This is a genomic window from Gillisella terrae (genome assembly GCF_004801395.1).
In the GTDB taxonomy this organism is placed as follows: Bacteria; Pseudomonadota; Alphaproteobacteria; order Rhizobiales; family Rhizobiaceae; genus Allorhizobium; species Allorhizobium terrae.
This window is the reverse complement of the sequence record NZ_SSOA01000005.1, coordinates 140071-164997: the sequence shown is the minus strand read 5'-3', so window position 1 is coordinate 164997 and position 24927 is coordinate 140071. Positions and strand designations below refer to the sequence as shown.

The following is a 24927-nucleotide window of genomic DNA, read 5'->3' as shown; positions in this document are numbered from 1 at the left end:
GTCTGATCAGAAAAACAGGACTCCACTTTTCCCTGACAAACTCTATGGAGCTTGTATAGGCGATCCATCTGGTCCACGGCACATCGCTATACGTCGATTTCATCCCGCAATCGTGGCATTTTGTTTCATGCTGTGCCTCTGCGGGCCTTTCGCGGACAACCGTTAATCATTCCGGGCAACATCAAACGGCAAGATACGGTCGGCCAGAGCTGCGAGATCGGCTCTGTGGGTTGCAAAGACCAGCGTGATGCGGCGGCGGCGAACGGCGGCGATGATGTTGTTCGCTGTTGCCAGACCCAGCGCGGAAAATGTCTCATCGAGAACCAGAAGGTCCGGCTTTTGCGCCAGTCCTTGCGCAATCAAAACTTGTTGCATCAGACTGTTTGGAAACCCTCCCTCAACCATTAAAGTTTCCAATCCCATGGGCAGCATGGCAATGGCTTCGCTCAGCCCTGCGTCTTCAGCAGCCTGAAGAATGTCATCTGTGGTTAAATGCGCTGCATTGAGGCTGATCGCGGTGCGCAAAGTCGAAAAGCCAATCAACGTATCTTGAAATACACTGGCAATCCGGCTTCGATACCCGGAAAGCCCTGTCCACGGATAAAGTTGGTCATTGATGGTGATCGTGCCAGCCTGCGGCGTCACCAGCCCCATAAGAAGCATGAGAAAGGTGGATTTTCCACTCCCGGAGGGACCCGTCAGGGCGATGACATCCCCCTTGTTGACGCAAAGCGATACATTGCGCAACAGCAGGTGGGATGGATCGTCATGGCTGAAACTGATGTTATTGAGGCAAATTCTGGATAGGCCTTCGATGTCTCGCTCGTCCCTGGACACCGACAAGTGCGGCATATCGGGGGATGCCGCCGCCACACGCCACATGCTGCAAACCACGCGCGCAATGCTGACACCGAAACGCGCAGCCGTGTAGAGGCCTGGGCCAAGCAACAGCAGATCCGTCATGATTCCTATCGTCAACGGCAACCGGCTTAGGCAAATTCCCAAGAGCCACCCGCTTGCGAGAACCAGAGAGGCGAGGGCGGCCAATGAGTGGATGCAGCGCGTAAAAAACACATGCGCGCTATGATCTTGCTGAACCCTATTCAGCTCCGCGTGCATGGAAGCGGCTTGTTCCATTTGCCGCAAGAGCGGCAAATGGAACGTCAAACGCTGTTGAAGACGCGCAAAGTGTTCTGCTTTTATCGTCTGTTGCGTGTTCAGCCGGTCACAATAGACCTGAAATAGTCCAGCGAGGAACGTCATTGATGCACAGGCACAAAGCATCATCGCGACAGCGTTTGGGTCCGCAGACCACGCCATCAGGCCGTGAAGCGTCACCAGCAAACATGCTGACGCGACGATCTTGCAGCGGTTTTCGTCAACGCAAAGCGCGCCCTCCAGCGCCATGCGAAGCCGCAAGGCCTGTGCGTGGCGGTCTTGCGCAAGATCATCCGCAGGAGGGGCCGGTGGGGGGGGCGGTGGGGGGGACGACAGAAGTTGATCCCAAAGGCGACCATGGACCGCCACCGTTTGATTGCGTTGCAGCCGAATTTTAGAACGGCGGCCACCCATGAAGAGGCATAGGAAGGCAATGATCAAGGCGAGCCGAATACCATCATTGGGAGCCTGAACCCATAAGAAAGGAAAAATAGAGCCAAAAACCGGCAGATGGGCCAAAACGAGATCGATAATATAGCGCCGTCGAGAGCCTGCGAGCGGCCAATGGGAAATCCATTGGCGCAGCGTAAGGCCTTGGGCCGGAGCAAGCGGATAGGGCATTTCTATCCGTTCAGCGCTTGAGGCTGTGTCTGCCTCCTCAGGTCCATGGCGCACCAATGGCCCGGCATCCTGGTGGGGCTGCAACGAGGCTGCAAAACGTACCCGTCTGAGCCTGACATGGGCACGGTACCATTGATGAGGGTGGTGAGCAGGCTGTGTCATCATGCCTCTTCAAGGCAAAGATGTTGGTCCTCGCTGTCCAGCAAATCCTTGTTTTTCGTCGTGAGCACCACAGCCAGACCGCGAGCTTTGAGAGTGCCGAGGATTTCTTTTGCCAGATCGGTTTCCACGTTATCCAGGACTTCGTCCAACACCAAAACCCCGGCTTCATGGCAGAGCGCACGCGCAATCATCAGGCGTCGCAGTTGACCACCACTCAGGCTTGGCCGATCGCCATTTAACGTCATATCCAGGCCGCCACGTCGATGAATCGTTTGGTAAAGGTCAACCGCCTCGAGGTTTGCCAACAGTGTGGAATCCGCGATGTCGGCACGATTGAGGCATAAATTCTGGCGGATCGTACCCGGTATGATCAAAAGCCGATGATCAACAAGGATCGCGCGACCACCGATCTCAACCGCCCCATGGGTTGGCGTCAGCAGACCAGACGCCAGCCGCGCCAATGTTGTCATGCCACAGCCTGGCGGTCCATGCACGATCAACACCTGCCCGCTGTGCACGCTCATGTTGACATTTTCCAGCACCGGTGGCGCATCGACGGTTGGCGACCAGCAACCTTGGGTGATCGATACCTTTGCCGTTGTAGATATTGCCGCCCGCGGTTGCGCAGCCGCAGGCGGCAAATCATGGAGGTAAACCAAAGCATCCCTCAGCGGCTTGCTATGCAGCCCTCGTTTGAGACGAGGCACCATAAAACATGTCGCTACGCCAAGTATGAGCGCAAACAGGGTGGCATCGGCGTTGGCCTGCCCATGTATGAGAAGCAGGATCGGCAGCGCAAATTTCATCACGTCCAGCGCCGTTATCAGCGTCTCGGGGCCAAGCCACGCCTCGGCTGTCTTTATCGCATCGGATGCCTTCAAGGCATGGACACCTGCCAACCTATTGAAGAGAATGTCGCTTGAATATCCAATTGCGGCCCAGTTTGGATTGCTGAGGAAATCCACATCGACACTTTCTACGGGCATTTTCCCGACTCCAAACCGGGCAATCACTCCGCCACGTCTGCGATACACCTGCCATAAACAAAGTCCTTGCGTCAGAAACAGCAAAGCCACCAGCAAAACCGGAAGAGGGTGAAGCCATGCGCCGACCAGCAGCGCGCTCATGGTCCATAGCAGAGCCTGAAAGGCGTTCATGACCTCCGTAGCCTGAATGTCTTTCACGGCACCAAACAACATCATTGTGCGCTGTGGCCGCGCGAACAGGAAGTGTTCATCACCTGCGGCCCTGATGCTGTTTACGAGGCGTTTCCAGGCCATTCTGCCCAAATTCAAACAGCAGGCATCGCTCAAAACCAAGGCCATGAAAAATGTAAGACCTGCGCTTGCGAACATGACAACGCCTGCAAACGGATGCTGGTCGCTTTGTTGCAACAGAATGTCCAGCCCCAGCGGTGCCGTAATGCCACTGGCAATACACAGCAGGCTGGCGGCGAGACTGTAACGGACGACCGCCCCTTCAAAGCCTGCCTTCCGCAATATCCGATCGGGACGAAAACATGTCGCAAGCGCTTGATGGAAGGAAAAGGCAGTGCCACGGCGGCGTGGGATTCTCGGCTGGATCTTGAGAACAATGCCCGTGAAATCTCGGGAAAAGGCTTGTGGCGTTATCAGCATAGGCCCACAGGAGGGATCATTGATGAGAACGCCATCGTCATTGATCCGCTCGACCACCACAAAATGGATAAAACGCATATGGGCGATCACTGGAAGTTCTTGTTGTTTAAGGTTCAAAGGCTCCCACCGATGGGCCGTTGCCTTGAAACCCTCTTTTTCAGCAAGCTGCGCCAAGTGGCGCAAAGTTGATCCTCGAAGCAATGATCCACTTTGCTGGCGCAATTCGGCCAGTGAGACATGCACCCCATGAAATCCGAGCAGGATCGCAAGAGCGGCGATTCCGCATTCGGCATGCTCGCCCTGAAGGATGTCGGGCGTTATGACCGCCCGTTGTTTCCACCCATCACGACGCATCGCTTGGCGTTCGGTTTGCATTAGATCTTGCCCGGAATTGTCGCGCTTGCAATCTTCATTAAAGCCTGTCGCACTGAATCCTATTCACGACGACAGGTTTTAATCCGGCCGTGACCAGGCCGAAACCGCAGTGGGACGAAATGTGTCTATTTAGGGACGGAATGCCGATAATCATAACCCGTTGAATTCTCGTTATCTATACCGGGTCCATGTTAATGGAGGCTGATAAAGTCACCCTTTTGAATAGATTTAACGATGTTGCGTGTTTTCAGGATTTATGGGCGGCTACCCGCGGCGGCGACCATGATATTGTCGTGTCTCGCCTTGTCGGCTGCTGCGGTTGCGCAGGCTGATGTTGCAAAGGCCCAAGACCAGTTTAACCGGCCGCCACGGGCAGAGAAACTGGCTGTGGCAACCATTGAAGCGCGGCGCAAGGTTCTGTTTCAGACGATGCTTGATCAGCCGGGGAATCTGGATGCGGCGTTTGAGTATGCAGCCTTGTCATCGCAGGTTGGCGATCTTGAAGGTGCGATTGCAACGCTGGAGCGCATGCTGATTTTTGCTCCAGGTTTGCCGCGTCTTCAGCTTGAACTCGGTGTGCTTTATTTCCGGCTTGGTGCTTTCAAAACGGCAAAAACCTATTTTGACGCGGCCGTTTCCAGCGCAAACACGCCGCCGGAAGTGCGCCAGAAGGTAGAAGAATACCAGCAGGCGATCGCGCGCAACAGTGATATCACGGCATTTTCCGGCGTGATCAGCGCAGGCACGCGCTATCAGACGAATGCCAACAGCGGCCCAACTGCCGCAACCGTCACACTGAATGGCCTCAATTACGTCTTGTCGAATGAAGCCCGCAAATCGTCAGATGTCAGCCTTTATACCAGCGGCGAGTTTCAAAGTGTCATTGATCTGCCCATGCAGGGGGTAACATTCAAGACCGGTTTACGCACCTATGGCGAGTTCTACCGCCAAACAACAAACCTCAATCTCGGCTATGGGGAAGTGACCGCCGGTCCGTCTTTTGATCTCAACAGTATCGGTTTGGCAGACTATACACTGGATACCTATGGCATCATGGGCGGAGGCGTTCTCTCAGGAGATCCCCTGATGGTAACGTTTGGTGCGGGCGCGCTCGTCGGCATGCGCGCCAACAACAACGCATTTTACGGCATCCGTAGCGAATATCGCTATGAGCATCTATACAATTCCAAGGATTATCCCTCTCTCAGCAATAAATCGGGTGATCGGTTCCAAACGCAATTTCTGTCCGTTTACCGGTTGTCGAACAGCGTCAATCTAGGGTTTTCCGGTATTGTCGATCGGTTTGACGCGGACGTTGATTATAATTCCTACTGGCAATTTGCCGCAACAAGCGGCATCTCCGTGGATTTTATGTCGCCGATATCAAGCCTGCCGGACCCATGGAATGTGTCCGTATCCACTCTGCTCTCTCGACGTTTCTCTGATCAGGCCGATCCAATGATCAGCAATTCGTCACAGCAGATGACCAGATGGTCGATCAATCTGACGCAGACAGTCCCCGTTTCCAAAAAATGGTCGGCCTTTGCACAGGCCAGTTATGAAAAGTCCTGGTCCAACTATGACACCAGCGTCTTTGACAATACCACGCTGGCAATCGGTTTTAAGAGGGCTTTTTGATATGGGCATGCGAAACTCATGGTGGCATGCGATCAGCGCCCATCTTGTGGTCACAGGTCTTGGGATTCTTGTTGCCAACGGCCCTGCTGTGGCCAGAGAAAATGCCCGTGTCGGGGTGGCAAGCGCGGTCAATCCGCAAGCGTCCAGTGAAATCCCCGGACAAGGCGCACGTCTCATGAGCATCGGCGATGCCGTGATCCATAATCAGGTGATCAACACCAGTGGGGAAGGACTGGTGCAGATCCTGCTTGCGGATGGAACAGCTTTTACCGTCGGCCCCAATTCCAAACTGACAATAGACAGCTTTGTCTACGATCCAGAGGCCGGAACAGCCAAAGTGTCCGCTAGCCTATCCAGGGGGTTCATGCGGTTTATCGGCGGCAAGACGTCGAAAACCGATGGCGGCGCGACAATCAACACGCCCATTGGCACGGCCGGTATTCGCGGCGCTGTTGTCGATATTGACCTCGGCAAAATGGGGCAGGAACCCAAGCGCGGTTCTCGCGGAGAATCTGGCAAGAAGAATACAGATAGAGAGGAAGGCGGCGATGAGACACCGCCGCATATCTCCATGATTTTTGGCCGTGATGTGACTCTGAATTTTGGTGGCACCTCGACCCGTTTGTTCAAGGCAGGCTATTCCATCATTGTCGATGCCAATGGCCGCAGGGTTTCGCGCACGCCCGAAACGTTCCTGAAAGCAATGCAAAGCCGTCTCGCCAGTCCGGCGGGCAGCCATGGCGGTGCGGGAAAAGTGCCAGTTGATGATCAGGTGAGCCAGAGCGGTGTTGGCCGGTACAACTCCAGAAGCACTTTGCTCTCCAATCTTCCCGTACCACAACCACGCCCCGTTTTCTTGCCAGAGCAAACGGCCAGCGCCACGGCCAAGCTGTCTTTGATCGAGCAGGATGCCAACCGCGCAGTCGCCGCGACCACGCCGGGCACGTCTGCCCCGACTCCGACTCCAAGTCCAACTCCAACTCCAACACCAGGTCCAACGCCAGCCCCAGCCCCAGCCCCAGTTCCAACACCGACACCAACGCCAACACCATCCCCTCCCATCAACCGCACTGCTTCGGTGCGTGTTCTGACGTCCGCGAGTGATGATAGCATTGTCGGCGGCTCTGCCCAGACCGATCGTACAGGCACGCTCAGTGGAAATGAGGGGAGTGATGGCACTGCCACGTTGACAGACGCTGATACGCTCAGGCTTCCAGTCTATGCTGATCGCGCTTTCACGCGCAATAGCGTGTCAAATGTCGCTTACAAAGGTGCCACTTATTCGGGCAATGCTTATGTCGGCACGGATAATTTTCGTGCCTATCTGCTGAAGAATGGAAGCAATCCGCTCTATGTGATTGCTGGCGATGCGGCGAATGCCGCCAATGTGTTCACCTATTCCGGCATTCGGCATTACACATTGTCAGCCGATGCCATCTCTCCATTGGTCACCGGATCGGGAAGCGCACTTGCCTTCGCCGATGGCCAACGTCTGTCGGGTGTCAATTTCGCCAATGCAGCCTCCAGCGACCTCCTGATTGCGGTGACGCCTGCGCCAACGGACACCAGCATTCTCGCCAAAGGCTTGCAGGGATGGCTTGTGATCAGCGGGGAAGGAGAAAGTCAGCAAAGCGCGATTGGTATGACGACCGGCAAGATCAGCCTGCTTGACGATGATGTGACCTATGGTTTTTCGGGCAAACGGGGAGGGAGTGACCGGCTCAGCGCCAATGGAGTCACCTATTATGCCTCTGGCAACATTGGCAGCGTTGCGGGCGCCAATGGTGGTGATGCGATTTTCGGCTCCAATGGTCAATATCTGGTGGTAACCAACACATTGGACGGGACTGGCTCGTTCCTTAAGGACGCTGTTTCCTACAATAGTGATGGCATTGAAGATGAAACGTCATTCTCGACCATCCATGTCGGTAATCTGACATCCACGACCACCAGCACGCAGGCCTATGCTGGCAAGACCATGCAAGGGTTTTCATCCATTGCCCTTAGTGAAGATGGTGCCACATCCTCGGTATTTGGCAAGGTCTCCATGACGTTCAATGCCAGCCAGAGCAGTTTTTCGGCGGACTTTTCCCGGATCGACGGTGACAGTTTTTCGTATAATGATAGAATCGGCTTCACCGACAGAGATGGTGGCGCGGTCTATCTGGATGACAAGACTTTTGCCGCCTCGGGTGGCAGCAATCGTGCCTATGTGATGAGTTCCAAAGTTGCACCCGTCAAAGTGTTTGAGGGCGGAACGTCCTCGGAGCTGTGCAATTGCAGCTACCTCACATGGGGGTGGTGGGGTGAAGCTGACACGGGCGATGGTTCGATCATATCCGGCCATCTGGGCAACTGGATTATTGGCGATGTCACGGCCAATGTCGATTTGCCGTCAAGCGGCACAGCAACCTATTCCGGCAATGCCGTTGGCACCGTGGTTAGCGGCTCATCGCAATATATTGCAACGGGTCAGCTCTCGGCCACGGTGGATTTTGCGGCGCGCAATGGCACCGTTTCCGTCAACAACTTCGACAGTCACTCTTTCTCAAGCGGTGTGACTTTCCCCAGTTCTTCCAGTTTTAGCGGTACGAATGGTGCTACGCAGATCTCTGGGGCCTTGGTGAATGGTTCAAGCGGTGAGGTCGCAAAAGGCATGATGGGGAGCTTCTCGACCTCGAGTGGCGGTTGGTCTGCCTCAGGGATTTTTGGCGGAAATCGCAACTGATGGCAAAGCTTGGGGCAGCGGCCATGTCGGTTCCGACACAAAAAGCGCGAAGGCTTTCAGTGCCAACGCAGACGGCCATCGTTGGGGCCGTCACACTTTTACTTTGTTTAGGTGTGTTGCGACTTTGGCCCCATGCAACAGATATTTTGAGAACACCGATTTTCGATGGCTATCAGCGCCTGCACCCTCGCCCGAATACCGATCCCCCGGTTGCGATTGTGGATATTGATGAGGCGTCCATTGCGGCACTTGGCCAATGGCCTTGGTCCCGACAGGTGCTTGCAAACATGGTGGAGCGGCTCCATGCTCTGGATGCTGCTGCCATCGGTTTTGATATTGTGTTTTCGGAGCCAGATCGCTTGTCACTCAGCCGGGCCGTCGAGGCGTTACGGAAAGAAGGCGTGTCTGTTGCACTCCCGATAGACCCTGACAGGCTTGACAGTGACGCCGCTCTGGCGCGGGCATTATCAACCGCGAACGTATCGGTTGGTCTTGCTTTGACGGACGAGGCTGGCCAGTCCCCGCTCCCTGCAAAGGCTGCATTTTCTTTTGGTGGCAGCGACCCACGCCTTTACCTTCCGCAGTTTTCCTCCGCCGTGGGCAATCTGACAATTTTGCATACCGCCGCCGCGGGCGCGGGCTTTTTCTCGTTTCCGGCCAGTCGCGATAACGTCATCCGGACCATGCCACTTTTCAGCACGGCAGGTGGCACGCTGTTTCCCGCCCTCAGCATCGAGACGCTCAGATTGGCGCAAGGGGCATCGGGTTTCATTCTTCGCAGCAATGATGCCAGCGGCGAAAAGGGCGCAAGCCATCCCGGTCTTGTGGAGATGCGTGTCGGGGGCTTTACGGTTCCAACCATGCCAGACGGACGATTGCGCATCTATTACTCCGGTCTTGAGAACATGACCGTGATCAGTGCCGCAGACCTGCTGTCAAACCGTCTGACACCCAGCCAGACGCAAGCGATTTCGGGCCGCATTATATTGATTGGCACCAGCGCCATTGGCTTGCGCGATATTGTCGCCACGCCTTTGGCTGCCGCAGTCCCCGGCGTGAATGTGCATGCCGAGATTATTGACCAGATCGTGGCGGGCGTATTTCTGCAAGAGCCGGATTGGGCTGCGGGCCTTGCGCTGCTGGCCGGTTTCGTTGCGGGAAGCCTGCTGATCTTTGTGACCTGCCGCTGCGGTGCCGGGGTCAGCACACTTGCTTTTTTGCTGCTTTCCAGCACGCTTGCCGCGTTGTCGTGGTTGGCATTCGTGCAGGCGCACATTCTGATCGATCCCGTCGGGGCTGTTGCAACATTGCTGGTCATTTTTCTTGTTCTTGTGCCGCTCCGGCTGGCGCTTGCAAACCGCGAAAAGCAATTTGTGAAAAATGCCTTTGGGCGCTATCTCGCACCATCCTTGGTGGAGCGTCTGGCAAAAGAGCCACATGCTCTACAATTGGGCGGCGAAACCCGGCCATTGACGGTGCTTTTCTCGGATATTCGCGGTTTCACCACCCTCTCCGAGGGCATGGATCCCCAGACACTGACCGGCCTGATCAACAACGTGTTGACACCACTCACGGATGTGCTGCTGGCCCGCGAGGCCACCATCGACAAATATATTGGCGATGCGATCATGGCGTTTTGGAATGCGCCGCTCGACATAGACGGGCATGAGGAAAAAGCCTGCCGCGCCGCGCTGGACATGACAAAAGCCCTGAATGATCTCAACCACAGCCGGTCGGAGCCTATCCGCATCGGCATTGGCTTGAACTCAGGCCCGGCCTGCGTTGGCAATCTCGGCTCTGTTCAACGCTTCAGCTACTCGGCGCTGGGTGACAGCGTCAATCTGGCGTCGCGCATTGAAAGCCTGACGAAATTCTATGGCGTGACCATTGCCGTCAGCGAGTTCACGCGAGAGGCAGTGCCGCATTTTGCTTTTCTCGAAATTGATTTTGTCCGGGTGAAAGGGCGCACCACACCCGTGCGGCTCCACGCATTGCTTGGTGATGAGACAATGGCAAAAAGTGCCGCCTTTTCAAGCCTCGAGACGCAGCATCAGACCATGATGTCACTCTACTACAAAGGTGAATTTATCGCAGCTCAACAGGCTTTGTCTGCCCTGCGCACGCAATGCCCGGCTGAAATCTCCGGCCTTTATGATCTCTATTGTGAACGTCTCACTGTCCTCATCGCCGATCCTGTCGGCGATGAGTGGGATGGCGTCTATACCGCTCGCTCGAAATAGTCTGGAATTGTGGAAACATGACTGAACAGAAGTCCAATCTCTTTCGTCAGGAAGCGCTTGATCGGCTCTCGTCACCCGAACAACTGGATGAAGCCATTGTCATCACCAGCTCCGGCAGCTGGATCGCCGCCGTCGGCGTTCTATTGCTGCTTGCCACATTCATTGTCTGGGCCTTCACGGCCCATATTCCCACCCGCATTCAGGGACAGGGCATTTTGTTTTCCGGTGGTGGGCAAGTGGTCGATGCGATTTCGTCAGCCCCCGGCACCCTGCTGCGACCGTACGTCAAGGTTGGCGACAAAGTCCATAAGGGTGACGTGATTGCCGAGATCCTTCAACCCGATATCGCAGCAAAGCTGGACGTTGCCAAAGCGCAGGCAAAAGCCAATCAAGATGCCTATGACGCCATGCGAAACCAACAAGCGGCTTTAATCAACGCCAAGAAAGCCAATGCCGAGGCCCGCAAGGCATCATTGGAAGCACAGATCAAGGCTGCCGAACAGCGTCATGCCGCTTATGAAAAACTGGTCAGCGCTCAGGAAAAGCTCTCAGCGGGCGGCATAACCACGGCCGCTGCGTTGCAGCAGGCGCGTGAACAATTGGCCAATGCCACTCTTGATCTGGCGACCGCGCGTACAGGACTGCTCACGCTGGCGGCAGAGCAGCTTTCAATGGAGTCAGATGCCCAGAGGGTCCGGTTTGAGCAAGATCAGAAGACGCGCGCAACTGAGGCCGAAATCCGACAACTGGAATTCCAGCTCTCCGCTTACGGCAAGATAACAAGCCCTGCTGATGGCACGCTTGTGGAGTGGAAAACGCCCTTCGGTGCCTTCACACCGGCGGCCACACGCATTGCCAGTGTGGCCAGCGGGAAGGGGTCGCTGGAATTCATGCTCTATGTGCCTCCCGCACAGGGCAAGCGGATTGAGCCTGGCATGCCCGTCTATATTGAGCTGGGCGGTATGCAGAAGGAACAATGGGGAACATTGGTGGGCCATGTGCGATCTGTTTCCGATTTTCCGGCAACGCGCGAGGGCATGCAGGCCATCTTGCAAAATGATGGGCTCGTTTCTCGGTTCTCCAAGGAAGGCTCTCCCTTTGGGGTGATTGTCGAGCTTGATCACGACGCAACGACTGTGAGCGGTTATCGCTGGTCGGGTGGCACTGGCGCGCTTGCAAACCTCAGTGCGGGCACAACAGGAACAGCCAAGGTTACGATTGACAGTCGAAAGCCGGTTTCCTTTCTTTTGCCATTCATCCGCAAAGTATCGGGTGCATGAGCATGGGTCTTGCTTTCAGTTTACCCGCGTCTTCGCCCCCTCGACAAAAATCGCGGGCCACACCCCAGATTTTACAAATTGAAGCGGTCGAGTGCGGCGCAACCTGCCTTTCCATCATCCTCGCCCACTATGGTCGTTGGGTGACGCTGGAGGAGTTGCGCACCGCCGCAGGTGTTTCGCGCGACGGCACCAAAGCCAGCAATCTGCTCAAAGCTGGACGGCACTACGGCTTGACTGCAAAAGGTTTTCGCAAGGATGTCAGCAAGCTGCACGAAGTGCCATGGCCAGCGGTGCTCCATTGGAACTTCAATCACTTCGTTGTTCTTGAAGGCATAAGAGGCCAGCGGGTGTTCATCAACGATCCCGCCCTGGGCCGCCGCACCATTACCTTTGAGGAGTTGAACGAGGCCTTTACGGGAGTTGTTCTCGCGTTTGAGCCGTCCAAAGATTTCATTCCCGCAGGCGCGCCACCCTTGGCGATGCCGATGATGATGGAGCGGTTGCAAGGCTCACAAAAAGGACTTTTCTTCGTTCTCATTGCCTCTCTTGCGCTGGTGGTGCCGGGCATTGCCGTGCCGGTGTTTACCCGCGCATTCATTGATCAAATTCTGGTGGGGCAACAAACGGACTGGTTTCTGCCGTTCTGCGTTGCGCTCACAGCGATTATTGCGCTGCGTGGTGCGGCCACCATGCTGCAACAATTGGGACTGCGCCGCCTTGAAATGAAGCAGATGGTCGTGCCTGCCAGCAAGCTTCTGTGGCACATGTTGAGGCTTCCGGCAGAATTTTACGCCCAGCGCCATCCGGGCGAATTGACAAGCCGCCTGGGTGCCAGCGACCGGATTGCCGGCCTGCTATCGGGCAGGCTTTCCTCTGCGGTGTTCAACTTGACGAGCCTGATCGCCTACGCCATCATCATGTGGCTGATCAATCCGATGTTGGCCCTGTTCTTATATGCCACGCAGGTCATCTACGCTTTTGTCATCTATCACGGTGGCGAGGTTCAGCGCACCCAGAGCGCCAAACTATCGGTTGAACTTGGCAATCTGCTGGCCGCGACTTTGGGACCCATTCGCGCCATCGAAACCCTGAAAGCATCGAACATGGAAGGGCAGGCCTATCGTCGTTGGGCCGGGCTGCACAGCCGCGTTTTGGGGACGCGGGCGCGGCTTGCCTTCGCCCAGACATTGCTGAATGCCATCCCAACCACTGTTCAATCGCTCTCCTCGGTTCTGGTGCTGATTTTGGGTGCCATCAGCGTGATGAATGGCCACATGTCCATCGGCGCGCTCGTGGCCTTTCAGGGATTGGCACGGAGTTTTAACAGTCCTATCCTCGAACTTGTTGGGTTGGCGGGGAAAATTCAGGCCATTCGTGCCGATTTGATCAAGATCGCCGATATCAGTCGCGCAAAACAGGTGGAGCCGGGCGATCCTTCTGCCGTGCCCGCATCGAGCCGGGTGGAACTCGATGGGATCAGCTTTGGCTATTCACCACTGGATCCGCCACTGATTGCGGATTTTTCACTCCAGCTCAGTCCCGGCAAGCGTGTTGCGCTGGTGGGCGGCTCCGGCAGTGGCAAAACCACCATTGGCCGCATGATTGCCGGGCTGCAAACGCCCTGGAGTGGCGAAATTCGCATTGGAGAGGTGAATGCCCAATGTTTGCCGCAGGCGAGGCGCTCGCACCTGATTGGCTATGTGGATCAGGAGGTTTTCCTGTTTGAAGGCTCAGTACGGGATAATCTGACGCTTTGGGATGATTCCATCCCGCAGGAAGTTCTGATAGCGGCCTTATCCGACGCCGCAATTCTGGATGATATTCTGATGCGACCAGGGCAACTGGATGCCCGTGTCTCAGAAGGGGGGCTGAATTTTTCGGGAGGTCAGAGGCAAAGACTGGAACTGGCACGGGTGCTCAGTGCCAATCCTGCCTTGATTGTGCTCGATGAGGCGACGGCAGCGCTGGATCCTGTCACCGAAAAACAGATTGATGACAACCTGCGTCGTCGAGGCTGCGGTTGCCTTATCATTGCCCACCGGCTCAGCACCATCCGTGATTGTGACGAAATCATTGTGATGGGGCATGGGCGCATTGTGGAACGGGGCGATCACGACACGCTGATGGCTCTGAACGGCGAATATGCAGATCTTGTTCGGGGGAGCCAATGATGGTTATGGATGTTCAACCCATGCCGTTCAACAGCGTGCCTGAAATCTCGATAGAGGGTGGTGCAAACAGGCCGCTCGCGCTGAACAACGGGCAAGGCTCATACCGTTTGGCACAAGGATTTGCCGATGTTTTCATTCTCGATGATGAGCGCGATACCCGTCATCACCTGTTTCGGCTGGAGGCTGGAGCAATCCTTTTTTCAACACCGACCCATGGTTTTGGAAAACTTGTGGCAATTGGCAGCCTTGGATCTCGATTCGTGCAGATCCCTGGGGAGGAAGCGCTCGAAAATGCACGTGCGCTTGTCGCGTGGATACATGCGCTTCACGCCGCCGTCAGCGATCATCACCAATGGCCAAAACACCTCCTGAAAACTGAAACGCTTACACTCGAAGCAGATGAAACCTGCTCTTCGTCTGCGGGGGAATATCATCTGGTGCAGGCCGAAGCGCCCGGACTGAGCTGGAATGGCATATCGCTTGAGGTTGGCAGGCCGTTTCCTGTGTCCGCGCCGGGGGTGTTAACCGCCGCGCAAACGTGTCGCGTCGACGTTATGACAACGCCAAATGCCATTGAAACAGCCGCAGCATTGGCCCACCTGGCCGAAATGATGGTTGAATGGGGTGGGCGGCGCTTTGAGGCTGACCATCGTGAGCGTCATAGGCGTCAGCAAATACGTGAGAATGAGTCCCATCAGCAATTTTCCAATGCACTGACAGCGCTCGCCCGCGTGCGCAACGAGCAGACAATCTGGGACAATCCCTGGATATTCGCGATTGAGGCGGCGCTTGCGGCATTTGGGCACAAGACGGATCACTTGCCGGACATTTTGCGTCGTAAAGCGTCGGATGTTAAAGCCTTCGAGCCGGTTCTGAATGATCTCTTGTTGGACTATCGCCCGGTGCGACTGCGTTCCGGCTGGTGGAAGCGCGATGGATTGCCGCTGTTGGGCGAAACAGTCGATGGTGCACCTGTTGCACTGGTGCCCGATGGAAACGGCCGCTTCAGGGTGATTGGTGAGTCAGGATCGAAGATAGTTGACGACGCCACGGCCGCCACGGTTCGTCAATCCGCCCTGCAACTCTATCCAATGCTGGATGACCGTAAACTTGGCTTGCGCGATATGGTTCGGTTTTGTGCTCAGGGACTGGGCAGGGACGTCTGGAGAATCGTTGCAACGTCAGTTCTGGCAGCAGCAGCCATGGCGCTTTTGCCGGTTGCGACCGGGATTCTGTTTGATTCTGTCGTGCCCGTGAATGACCGTTCAGGCCTTTGGCAGGTGACATTGCTGCTCGTGTCAGCAGCTCTTGGCCAATCCATCTTTGAACTCACACGGGCCATGACCATTCTGCGCATGGAAGCGGTTTTGGATGCCAAGTTGCAGGCCGCATTGGTACTGCGCCTGTTTCGGTTGCCTGTCAGCTTTTTTCAAAGATTTGCTGTGGGTGATCTGGGGCAACGAACACTTGGATTACAAGAAGTGCGGCAGACTTTGACGGCTTCGACCCTTGGGAGTTTTTTGGGTCTGATTGGCGGGGTTGCAGGCATTGTCACCATGGCGTTCATCAGCTGGCGGCTAACCTTGTTCGCGATGATCCCCTTTGCAATCATCCTGATGGTGTCTGGTTGGATCTCCCGTCAGCAATTACGCTATGAGCGTGATCGGTTTGAGCGAAGGGGCGGAAGCTTCCTGCTTCAGGTTCTGGTGGGGCTGCCAAAATTACGCGCGGCAGCCGCCGAGATGCGGGCCTTCTCGGAATGGATCTGGCGAACAATGCACGAGCGTAAACAATTGGGCCAGGCGCGCCGTTGGCAAGGGTGGCAAATGGTGGCTGTTGCGGTGTTACCCGCGCTATCCTTGCTGTTTATTTTCAGTTGCCTGCTGCTGGTGCTGAAATCGGAAACGGCTCAAGCGGCTTTGATGGCGCTTGTCGATCCAACGGATGCGTCTACGCAGGCCGCAGCTCTGTCCACCGGCATGTTCGTGGCGTTTGTCACAGCCTTTAGTCAGGCATCAACCGCGCTGACCACCGCGATCACGGCTGTATCGGAAGTGTTGACCATTAATCCGCTGGTCGAGCGTGTTCTACCGTTGATCGAGGCCGAGCCGGAGGTTAAACGGACCAGTGAACCACCTGGGCGCCTTAGGGGTGAAATCGCGTTCAACCGCGTCCATTTTCGCTATGACAAGGATAGTCCGCTGGTTCTGAAAGATGTGAGTTTCACCATAAAACCCGGCGAATACATTGGCATTGTCGGGGAATCGGGCAGTGGCAAATCCACCCTGATGCGCCTGCTTCTTGGATTTGACGTCGCGCATGAAGGAGCACTGTTCTTTGACGGCAAGCCTGCGGATCGGCTTGATGCCGCGCTGCTACGCAAGGAAATCGGCGTTGTACTTCAAAACGGCCGCATCAGCCCCGGATCGATTTATGAAAACATCGCTGGCGCGTCGGGTCTGGGTCTTGAGGCCGCCTGGGCTGCGGCACGGCTTGTGGCGCTGGCGGCCGACATTGAGGCCATGCCCATGGGCATGCATACGGTGCTCAACGATGGCGGTAGCGCGCTCTCGGGCGGCCAGCGCCAGCGTATTTTGCTTGCGCGTGCATTGGTGCATCAACCCAACATTCTGCTGCTGGATGAAGCCACCAGCGCGCTGGACAACCGGACACAGCGAGTTGTCACCGAAACACTGGGCCGCCTTTCCGTCACACGTATTGTTATCGCCCATCGGCTCACCACAATTCAGGATGTCGATCGGATTTTCGTGATGGACAAAGGCCGATTGGTGGAAAGCGGCACCTATAATCAATTGATGGAGGAGAGAGGCGTTTTCTACGCGCTTGCCCGGCGTCAACTTTTGGAGAGTTTCCCGTAATGCGCAAAGTCCTTTACATTCTAGGCCAACTCGATGACGAAGATATTGAATGGATGGCGCGAAAAGGGCGGCGGTTTACGGCCAATGCCCGCCAGATTCTCATTCATGAAGGCAAATCCGTCGATGAGCTGTTCTTTGTGCTCTCCGGAGAGGTCGCCGTCATGGTGGCAGGGGTTGGTGAAGTGGCCCGGCTTGGGCGAGGCGAAGTGGTGGGCGAAATGTCACTGGTTGACAGCGCACCACCTTCCGCAACGGTTGAGGCAATGGGCGGGGCTATGATTCTTGCCATTCATAAACATGACCTTCAGCAGCGGCTTACGGAGAATTCCGGCTTTTGCGGGCGTTTCTACAAGGCGCTGGCGATCTTTCTTGCCGACCGCCTGCGCAGCACAACTCAACGCATGAATTCGACACGAGGCCTATCCGGTGACGCCGTCATGGAAGACGAGCTGGACGATGGTATTCTGGACACAATTTCCCTGGCAGGTGCCCGTTTCGAGCATCTTCTGGCACGTCTCTCCAGCCATGGGGAAGGGCTCGCATGACGATGGCAGAGGTATTTCTGGCGTTTTGCTTGATGATTTTTGGCCATGCACTGGGTGACTATCCTCTCCAGAATGATTTCATGGCGCGGGGCAAAAATTGGCGCACACCGGTGGCTGGCGTACCATGGTATTATCTGCTTGGCGCGCACGCGGTCATTCACGGCGGATTGGCCGGGATTGCAACCGGTTGTGTATGGATTGGCCTGCTGGAGACAGGTGCTCACTTCGCCATTGACAGCTTGAAAAATAAGGGTTTTATCTCAATTCATACAGATCAGATTTTGCACATTGGTTGTAAGGTGATCTGGGCATCTCTTTTGGCCACGGGGGTGGTTCGGTCTGCGACAGTTTTTTGACACGCGCTTCGGAAATCGTCGTTCGTGTCATGAAATAATGACCTAATGGGGTATGGGCGGGTATTCAGCGATGCGAGTGATGTGACGTGACAACAGAGCATGTTGAACGGCAAATTTTGGACTCTTCACAGTTGGGGCGTGAAGAAAACTACGAATATTGGCGGGCAGGAGTGTCCAGCCTGTTTGATGCTGTACCTGCCACAGATGAGCTGGACGGTTTCAAAGCTGATTTGGAAAGCTACAATATTGGACCATTCCTGATCGGCAAGACATCGGCCAGCGCACAGCGGTTTCACCGCTCGAACGAACTGGTTGCGGCCGGTGGCGTAGATCACCTTCTCGTGCAGCTGTATGTCAAAGGTGAGTGTGCCTATAATGCGGATGGCGGCCTTTCCAAAGGCGTCGCGGGTGATATTGTTTGCTTCGATCTTAGCCGTCCCATGCGAAGTCAAACAACGGACATGGACATTGTCAGCCTGATTCTGCCGCGTTCCATGATCCGGCTGATGCCCAAGACGATTGATGAATTGCACGGCGCAAGAGTGCAGGGCTCCTCGGCTCTTGGCATTTTGCTGGGCGAGCACATGATGTCCATGGCAAAAATTGCGCCGCAACTGACGGGGCCAGATAGCAAACTTGCAGCCGAAGTGGCGTCTGTGCTGGTGTCCAGCGGGTTTTCGGCAGCTGTAGCCGCAGAGCGCGGCATCCTGTTGGACGCCAATTTGCAAACGATACAGGCCTATATTGAGCGCAATTTGACCAATCCCGCCCTGTCTCTGGACATGATCATGCGGCAGTTTGCTCTTTCGCGCTCGGCGCTTTACCGCCTGTTCGAACCGCTTGGAGGCATTGCAGATTATATCCGCGAACGTCGGCTTAAACTGGCCCATCTGAAGCTTGCCTCCGTGGGCACGTCGCGTGGCGCAGTTGCCAAACTGGCCTATTCCACCGGGTTTGCCAGTGAAAATGCCTTTTCGCGGGCTTTTCAGCAGCATTTCGGTATTCGTCCCAGTGAAGCTATCCGCAATGTTGAAGCCGGTATTCGAACGAAAAACGACCTCAATGACAGCGAAGACAACTGGATGCAGGCTTGGCTTGATAAGTTGAAGGCCAGCACCGGGTCGTGACATCGGCCTCCCCCAAGCCTCGGTTTCGCACGACGTCGCAAAGGCGTGATCGCACGGGCGGCAAGAGTGGCGGGTGCAAATAGCGCCAAACAGGCTGTCGATAGCTTTGTTTTAATTTACCTTTTCGGAAAGCCGGTTTCGCCTTTCTCTGAAAAATTCCAAGGTGCAGGTTGTTGTGGAGGGGCGTCACCAACATCTCATCCCAATCTGGTCCGATATCGTCCCAAGTCAGCAATCGCCCCTTTTCTTCGGACACGTACCCTGCAAAGAACGCTTACCGCATAATTCCTTAAATCGGAATCGACTTAAGGAATTATGCCGTAGATTGAAAGTGTTACAGCGTCGTTTTGTGCGCCATATATGGCGCACGGCGCTGTACTACGTTGGCAAGGGCCGGGGAAATGTTGGCAACTGAGAGAGATGGGACAGCACAGCCTACTTTGCAACATGCGGATATTTCGCCTGCATCAGACACATTGTTTGTACTGCTAAAAAACAATGCAGCGCTGTTTGCCGGTCTGACTTTTTCACGCTTACGCCCTTGGCTAAACGCCTTGCCCAACGGCATCATTGCGGTTGGGGCGATCTGCATGGGACGTCCCGTAGGCTTGGCAATTGGGGAACTCAAACCCGGCAATCTCGCAGACTTGTTTTCCATCGCCGTCGCATTGCCGATGCGTCGTCAGAATATAGGGCGTGGGTTGTTGCTGGAATGGCAAAGGCAGGCTGCCCTACAGGGTGCGGTGAAACTGCGGGTCAATTATCCAAGTACTCTCAAAAGCAGAGATGGTCTGGCGGCCCTGCTTGCAAAGACCGGTTGGTCAAGCCCGAAAGAAGATGGATTTATCGTCACAGGGCGCGTTGGAGCGATGGTTGAGGCAGTCGGTCAATGGCCCGGTATCAGGGGACGTTTGGCTGAGTTGAGTGCATATACATTTGACCCTGTCACGCTGACATCAGATGACAGGCTTGCCGTGAACGCCTATTGTGCAAGGCCAGATTTCATCGATATGTTTGGCCCGCTGAACCCCGCGCTGCCATACGACCATGACCTGAGTTTGATTATTCGCCGTCAAGGTCTGTTGGTTGGCTGGCTTTTGGCAATCCGAGAAGAAACGTACCGGGGCGCGCATGCCGTGTCTCAGACAGAAACGCCCATGGTTCGCTATCTCGAGGCCTATCTGGACCCGGCCTACTGGCACAGCGGCGTGATGATCCGGGCTTATTTTCAGTGCTATCAAAAGCAGGCACAGCTGTTCGGACCAGAGTCTGTCGCCATCTATTACACCAATCAAAACCTTCCTCGCATGGTGGCACTGACCCGTCGTCGGTTTGCACCGATAGCAGACCGGTTTGAAATTTCGTTATGCGCCACACAATCTGTGACACCAGTCACACCAACTCTGTCATCGGATGATGCAGTCGATATTGGAAATCTCAGGAGAGCCAAATGAGTACTTCAGCATTGACCCAGTTTTACGATCACGTACGCGCCAACCCGGAACTGGAGATCCGCGCAACCCGATCGCTCAAGGATTCTCCTGAATCTCTCGTTCTACTGGCTAAACTGGAGGGGTTCGACTTTTCCGAAGAGGAACTGTTGCACGCGCTGTCCCATGGCACCGAACTGGAAGAGGGAGAACTCTGCGACACAGATCTCGATCTTGTTGCAGGTGGTGGCTCTCAAGAGTGCCGGAAATCTTTAGTGGGCTCACCGATTACTCGATTTTAACACTGCCATTTAGAGTTTGTCAGGGAAAAATGGAATTCAGATCTTCCGAAAAAGACAAACGAAAACAAAGGAATCCAGAGTTTGTCTGGTTCAATCTGAACCTTTCAGACTTTTAGCCTGACACACTCCGGGACAATACGAATTTTCTGGACAGTTTTCTATAACACACGAGAAAGAGGTCATCTCATGAGCATGGAAGCGATGAAAGCATTTTACAATAAGGTGCAGAATGAACCCGCCCTTAAACAAGAGGCGGAGCAGGCGGTGCAGGAGGGGCCTGCTGCCCTGGTTACCCTCGCTGCCAGAGAGGGATTTCAGTTCACAGAAGAAGAGGTTGCCGCTGAACTGGCTGCTCTTGCTGCGGGTGAACATGAATTGTCGGATAGCGACCTTGATCTTGTCGCCGGAGGATTTCCTCTACCGCCCAAGAACAGAACGTTCTTCGACTCACACCACAAGCTTAGCTGAAAATCTTTTACGTCTCAGCTCGACTGCCGGCGATGAAATCCACGGTAAGACTTTCAATATCATATAGAATTTCTTAACTTGGTAACCACGTTTCCCTCACACACGATCAAGCGGGTTGCAGTTTGCTGCGCGCTCAGTGACCCGCTTGATCTCTCATTGTGCTGGCTACCATTGCTCCGAAATTACGGCACAATTCCCTACTGCATAATTCCTTAAATCGGCATCGATTTAAGGAATTATGCAGAAAATTTAAAGTGTTACAGCGCCGTCGCGACGAATGGGCTTCAGAGCTGGTTCGGTTTGTTTGAACAGTTTCGGGCGTTTTGCGAAGTGGATTGCCGCCTCGATTATGCCGCCACCATCATCGGTGTCAGCACGTGGAGATAGACCTCCTCGTATTTCATCGACCGCCACAGTCGCTCAACGAAGACGTTGTCCCGCCAAGCATCATTGTCACCATCGAGATGGCAATCTCGGCCTTCTTCCGCACACCAGTGAAGTCGATGGAGGTGAACTGCGAACCCTGGTCGGAGTTGAAGATGTCGGGCTTTCCGAAGCGGGCAAGTGCCTCCTCGACCGCCTCGATGGTGATCGATAGCCGCCAAGATAGAATCCGACAGCTGAACCCGTCGACGACGGCGCAGATATAGACGAAGCCACGTGCCATCGGGATGTAGGTCATGTACATGGCCCACACCTGGTTGGGTCTAGTCTCAGCCAGCTTGCGCAGAAAATAGGAATAAGCTTATGCCCTGCCGCGGGCTTCGACGTGTTGGGGCGACGTTAGATCGCTTCGATGTGAATCTTCTTCATCAGCGGGGCGACGTGCAGCCGCCCGGTTTCCAAACCTTCTCGTCTCAAGAGACCTTGCAGCATCCGACTTCCCCCTCTAAACTTCCGCTCTCTACTTTTTAGGGGCAAGTCCAAGTCCAGAACGCGGAGCGTTGAAGACATAACTGTGGACATGGATAGGTTCGATCTTTGGTCAATTCACAGGATAAGCCCAGGTTCCATAATCTTCCTTACCGCATTTCTTGTTCACACGGGTAGGTTCAAGAATCAAGTGCGACTTGCAAATGATACCAATGGGTTGTCACTCGCAAGGAGAATGCAATGGAACGCACCTACCCCCACATTGACCTTGATGAACGCCGCAAGATTGCACGCTGGAGAACGGCTGGGCTAAGTGTCGAAGTGATTGCCGAGAAGCTTGGCCGACATCGCTCTACGATCTTTCGTGAGATTAGGCGGGTAGATTCCATTTTGAAATGCAACGAAGACAATAATGGCCATGATTTCAGAAGGATGGAATGGCCCGCTCTTTTATGCCGTTGAGTTTGGACGCACGACACATCATCGCTCGAATGAATGATAGAGAGATCAGTCAGGCCGAGAGTGCCTTCACTTGTTTCGAGGCACTAGCGGTGTTTCTGAAGCGTCACGGCGGGCCGATAGCCTTTTATTTCCGAGAAGCATTCGGTGTTCCGGGTGGCGAAGAAGGATGCTTGGCCAGCCAGGTCTGTCTGCTTGCCAAGGATATCAAAGTGAAAGCTCTCGCTATTGCTTCCCATCCCTCTCAGGACGAAGGAAGACTCAAAAACCACGCAACAAGTTCCCCGCCGTTTTTGGCACCCACTTTTCGCATCAGACGCGCCCGATGTGCCTCTACGGTGCGAACAGATAGGCCAATCTCGTCGGCTATCTCGTGATTTTTCTTACCGCGCGCAACGAGGCTCATGATTTGCTGGAGTCGCTGGCTGAGAATATTTCGTTCGCCGTCGACGGGTCGCCCAAGCGGCTGGAAGAAATATACAGCCTCAGCAAACGGATCGTCAGGCGTTCTGCTTCGACCGCTCACCGCACACCAGAACCGACGACCGGTGGCGGTTTTCATGATGCGCTCATCGTAGTAGGTTTTACTGCCCGCCATATTGGCGCCCCACATTTCGCCGATACGTTTGAAATCTGATACCTGCGGATAGAGCCGAGCAAAGCTCCGATTGATTATGTCTTCTCGCGTCCGTTCAAAAAGATCCGCGAACGCCTGATTGCAGTCACGAATTATTCTGAATGTTGCATAGGCCACGGGTGCTGGCATATCCGCCAGGGGGAAATGAAGCTGGGTCCCTATTTTGGGAAGCGATGTCATCAGGCGTTGAGTATGCATGCAGTATTTATACCACTCCTAAATTCATTGGCGAGAGCTTTTAATCATATCTGACACAGCGTGTTGCAAAGTTCTGGAGGAGGAAATTCAGTGAGCAAAGTCAGTTCGACGGCCAGCGAAGCGCTTGCCGGAATTCTGCGTGACGGAATGATGATTATGGCGGGCGGGTTTGGACTCTGTGGCATACCGGAGAGCCTGATTGAGGCCGTTCGCCTGTCCGGAGTGAAAGACCTTACAGTCGTATCAAACAACGCAGGGGTCGATGGAATCGGTTTGGGTCGATTGCTTGAAACGCGACAGATCCGCAAGATGATTTCTTCCTATGTCGGAGAGAATAAGCTCTTTGCCCAGCAATTCCTTGCAGGGGAACTTGAAATCGAATTCAATCCTCAGGGCACGTTAGCCGAGCGTGTGCGGGCTGGTGGTGCGGGCATCCCGGCGTTCTATACAAAAACCGGTGTCGGCACGCTTGTCGCTGAAGGCAAGCCAACCCAGGTCTTCGATGGTGAAACCTATGTTCAGGAACGAGGCCTCTTTGCTGATGTCGCTCTCGTTCACGCCTACAAAGGCGATGCGGAAGGCAATCTCGTTTACCGAAAAACGGCTCGAAATTTCAATCCAGTTATGGCCACGGCAGCCAAAGTGACCGTTGCGGAAGTAGAGCATCTCGTCGAGATCGGCGAACTGGATGCTGATCATATCCATACACCCGGCATTTACGTTTCATCGGTCGTCCATGTCCCCAATCCGACGAAGCACATAGAGCAGCGTACCGTGCGCAAGCACGACATGGAGGAGGCAAACTGATGGCTTGGACACGCGAACAAATGGCTGCAAGGGCAGCACAGGAGCTGCGGGACGGTTTCTACGTCAATCTCGGCATCGGCATCCCAACCTTGGTTGCGAATTTCATTCCCAAAGGGATGAACGTTAAACTACAAAGCGAAAATGGCATGCTTGGCATGGGCCCTTTCCCCTATGAGGGCGAAGAAGACGCCGATCTGATCAATGCTGGAAAACAGACGATCACACAGCTTGACTCTTCCAGTTTCTTTTCGAGCGCCGACAGTTTTGCCATGATCCGTGGCGGTCACATTGATCTATCGATACTCGGTGCCATGCAGGTGGCCTCAAACGGTGATCTCGCCAACTGGATGATTCCTGGACACATGGTAAAGGGCATGGGCGGCGCGATGGACCTTGTGGCCGGCGTCAAGCGCGTGGTGGTGGTGATGGAACATACCGCCAAGGGACAGTCTAAGCTTTTGAAGGAGTGCACCCTGCCCCTGACAGGCAAGCGGGTCGCAGATCTCGTCATAACAGACCTCGGAACATTCGAGATACAACGGCGCGGCGATGTGCGCATGACGCTGACAAGCCTGGCCGACGGTGTAACCGTGGATGAGATTAAAGCAAAGACCGAAGCCGAGTTCGAGATAAAGCTGGATGGCCAGCAGTCAATGGCATCCTGACAACAAGCCACTTTATCGGCGGCAGGCCCATCTACCGCATGGGACGTCATCTCGGCAGGCACTGAGCCTGCTGCGATTGATGGATAAAGTGGCACTTTGACATGCTACAGCGCCGTGCGTCATATATGAGGCACGGCGCTATAACGCGTTAAATCTGCTGTATAATTTCCA

The 24927-nt window shown here is 54.9% G+C and carries 17 protein-coding genes and 2 pseudogenes; 15 read left to right on the top strand and 4 right to left on the bottom strand.

The genetic code is table 11. From position 1 onward, the window contains the following. Positions 1-162: 162 nt before the first annotated feature. Together E6C51_RS12170 and E6C51_RS12165 are read right to left on the bottom strand one after the other, a co-directional pair. Positions 163-1941, bottom strand: coding sequence for an ATP-binding cassette domain-containing protein (locus E6C51_RS12170; protein WP_190236143.1), 1779 nt, complete (start codon positions 1939-1941; stop codon positions 163-165). Then, on the bottom strand, positions 1941-3953 hold the full coding sequence (locus E6C51_RS12165; RefSeq protein ID WP_190236142.1) for a cysteine peptidase family C39 domain-containing protein: 2013 nt from the start codon (positions 3951-3953) through the stop codon (positions 1941-1943). Before E6C51_RS12165 ends, E6C51_RS12170 begins: the two co-directional genes overlap by 1 nt. 282 nt (positions 3954-4235) lie before the next feature. On the opposite strand from E6C51_RS12165, the gene E6C51_RS12160 reads away from it, so the two are divergent. The 12 genes from E6C51_RS12160 (at position 4236) to E6C51_RS12105 (ending at position 21117) form a co-directional block, all read left to right on the top strand. Continuing rightward, positions 4236-5591: a tetratricopeptide repeat protein gene (locus tag E6C51_RS12160; RefSeq protein ID WP_190236141.1), complete on the top strand. Its 1356-nt coding sequence runs from the start codon at positions 4236-4238 to the stop codon at positions 5589-5591. A 7-nt stretch (positions 5592-5598) separates the two neighbouring features. After that, a complete protein-coding gene (locus tag E6C51_RS12155; protein WP_190236140.1) occupies positions 5599-8319 on the top strand; it encodes a FecR domain-containing protein in 2721 nt (906 codons plus the stop codon). Further along, positions 8319-10559, top strand: a complete 2241-nt coding sequence (locus E6C51_RS12150; RefSeq protein WP_190236139.1) for a CHASE2 domain-containing protein — start codon at positions 8319-8321, stop codon at positions 10557-10559. The genes E6C51_RS12155 and E6C51_RS12150 overlap by 1 nt, the downstream gene beginning before the upstream one ends. A gap of 17 nt (positions 10560-10576) precedes the next feature. Beyond that, complete coding sequence (locus tag E6C51_RS12145; RefSeq protein ID WP_146935650.1) at positions 10577-11839, top strand: NHLP bacteriocin system secretion protein; 1263 nt, start codon at positions 10577-10579, stop codon at positions 11837-11839. A 2-nt stretch (positions 11840-11841) separates the two neighbouring features. Further along, on the top strand, positions 11842-14010 hold the full coding sequence (locus tag E6C51_RS12140; protein WP_190236138.1) for an NHLP family bacteriocin export ABC transporter peptidase/permease/ATPase subunit: 2169 nt from the start codon (positions 11842-11844) through the stop codon (positions 14008-14010). Beyond that, entirely contained in the window at positions 14007-16889 is a 2883-nt protein-coding gene (locus E6C51_RS12135; protein ID WP_190236137.1) for an NHLP bacteriocin export ABC transporter permease/ATPase subunit, read from the top strand. The genes E6C51_RS12140 and E6C51_RS12135 overlap by 4 nt, the downstream gene beginning before the upstream one ends. Next, positions 16889-17434, top strand: a complete 546-nt coding sequence (locus tag E6C51_RS12130; RefSeq protein WP_146935644.1) for a cyclic nucleotide-binding domain-containing protein — start codon at positions 16889-16891, stop codon at positions 17432-17434. Before E6C51_RS12135 ends, E6C51_RS12130 begins: the two co-directional genes overlap by 1 nt. After that, complete coding sequence (locus tag E6C51_RS12125) at positions 17431-17790, top strand: DUF3307 domain-containing protein (RefSeq protein ID WP_210234998.1); 360 nt, start codon at positions 17431-17433, stop codon at positions 17788-17790. Before E6C51_RS12130 ends, E6C51_RS12125 begins: the two co-directional genes overlap by 4 nt. Positions 17791-17921: 131 nt before the next feature. Then, positions 17922-18917 carry a helix-turn-helix domain-containing protein gene (locus E6C51_RS12120; RefSeq protein WP_230987249.1) on the top strand — a complete coding sequence of 332 codons (996 nt, stop codon included), beginning with the start codon at positions 17922-17924 and terminating at the stop codon, positions 18915-18917. Between the two features lie 590 nt (positions 18918-19507). Next, complete coding sequence (locus E6C51_RS12115; RefSeq protein ID WP_190236136.1) at positions 19508-20371, top strand: hypothetical protein; 864 nt, start codon at positions 19508-19510, stop codon at positions 20369-20371. Beyond that, positions 20368-20649, top strand: a complete 282-nt coding sequence (locus E6C51_RS12110) for a Nif11-like leader peptide family natural product precursor (protein WP_146935638.1) — start codon at positions 20368-20370, stop codon at positions 20647-20649. Before E6C51_RS12115 ends, E6C51_RS12110 begins: the two co-directional genes overlap by 4 nt. A gap of 186 nt (positions 20650-20835) precedes the next feature. Then, positions 20836-21117, top strand: a complete 282-nt coding sequence (locus E6C51_RS12105; RefSeq protein ID WP_146935636.1) for a Nif11-like leader peptide family RiPP precursor — start codon at positions 20836-20838, stop codon at positions 21115-21117. 380 nt (positions 21118-21497) lie between these two features. Here the strand turns inward: E6C51_RS12105 and E6C51_RS12100 are convergent. Beyond that, positions 21498-22002 (bottom strand): annotated as a pseudogene (locus E6C51_RS12100) (transposase); the annotation flags it as partial. Positions 22003-22230: 228 nt separating this feature from the next. Between E6C51_RS12100 and E6C51_RS12095 the strand changes: the two are divergent. After that, positions 22231-22368, top strand: a pseudogene (locus E6C51_RS12095) (helix-turn-helix domain-containing protein); the annotation flags it as partial. A 325-nt stretch (positions 22369-22693) separates the two neighbouring features. Here the strand turns inward: E6C51_RS12095 and E6C51_RS12090 are convergent. After that, positions 22694-23284 (bottom strand): PAS and helix-turn-helix domain-containing protein, encoded by a 591-nt coding sequence (locus E6C51_RS12090; protein ID WP_230987247.1) that lies wholly within the window; start codon positions 23282-23284, stop codon positions 22694-22696. 90 nt (positions 23285-23374) lie between these two features. Between E6C51_RS12090 and E6C51_RS12085 the strand changes: the two genes are divergently transcribed. Beyond that, positions 23375-24091: a CoA transferase subunit A gene (locus E6C51_RS12085; protein WP_146935539.1), complete on the top strand. Its 717-nt coding sequence runs from the start codon at positions 23375-23377 to the stop codon at positions 24089-24091. Further along, complete coding sequence (locus E6C51_RS12080; RefSeq protein ID WP_146935537.1) at positions 24091-24756, top strand: 3-oxoacid CoA-transferase subunit B; 666 nt, start codon at positions 24091-24093, stop codon at positions 24754-24756. Before E6C51_RS12085 ends, E6C51_RS12080 begins: the two co-directional genes overlap by 1 nt. The last annotated feature ends 171 nt before the right edge of the window (positions 24757-24927 follow it).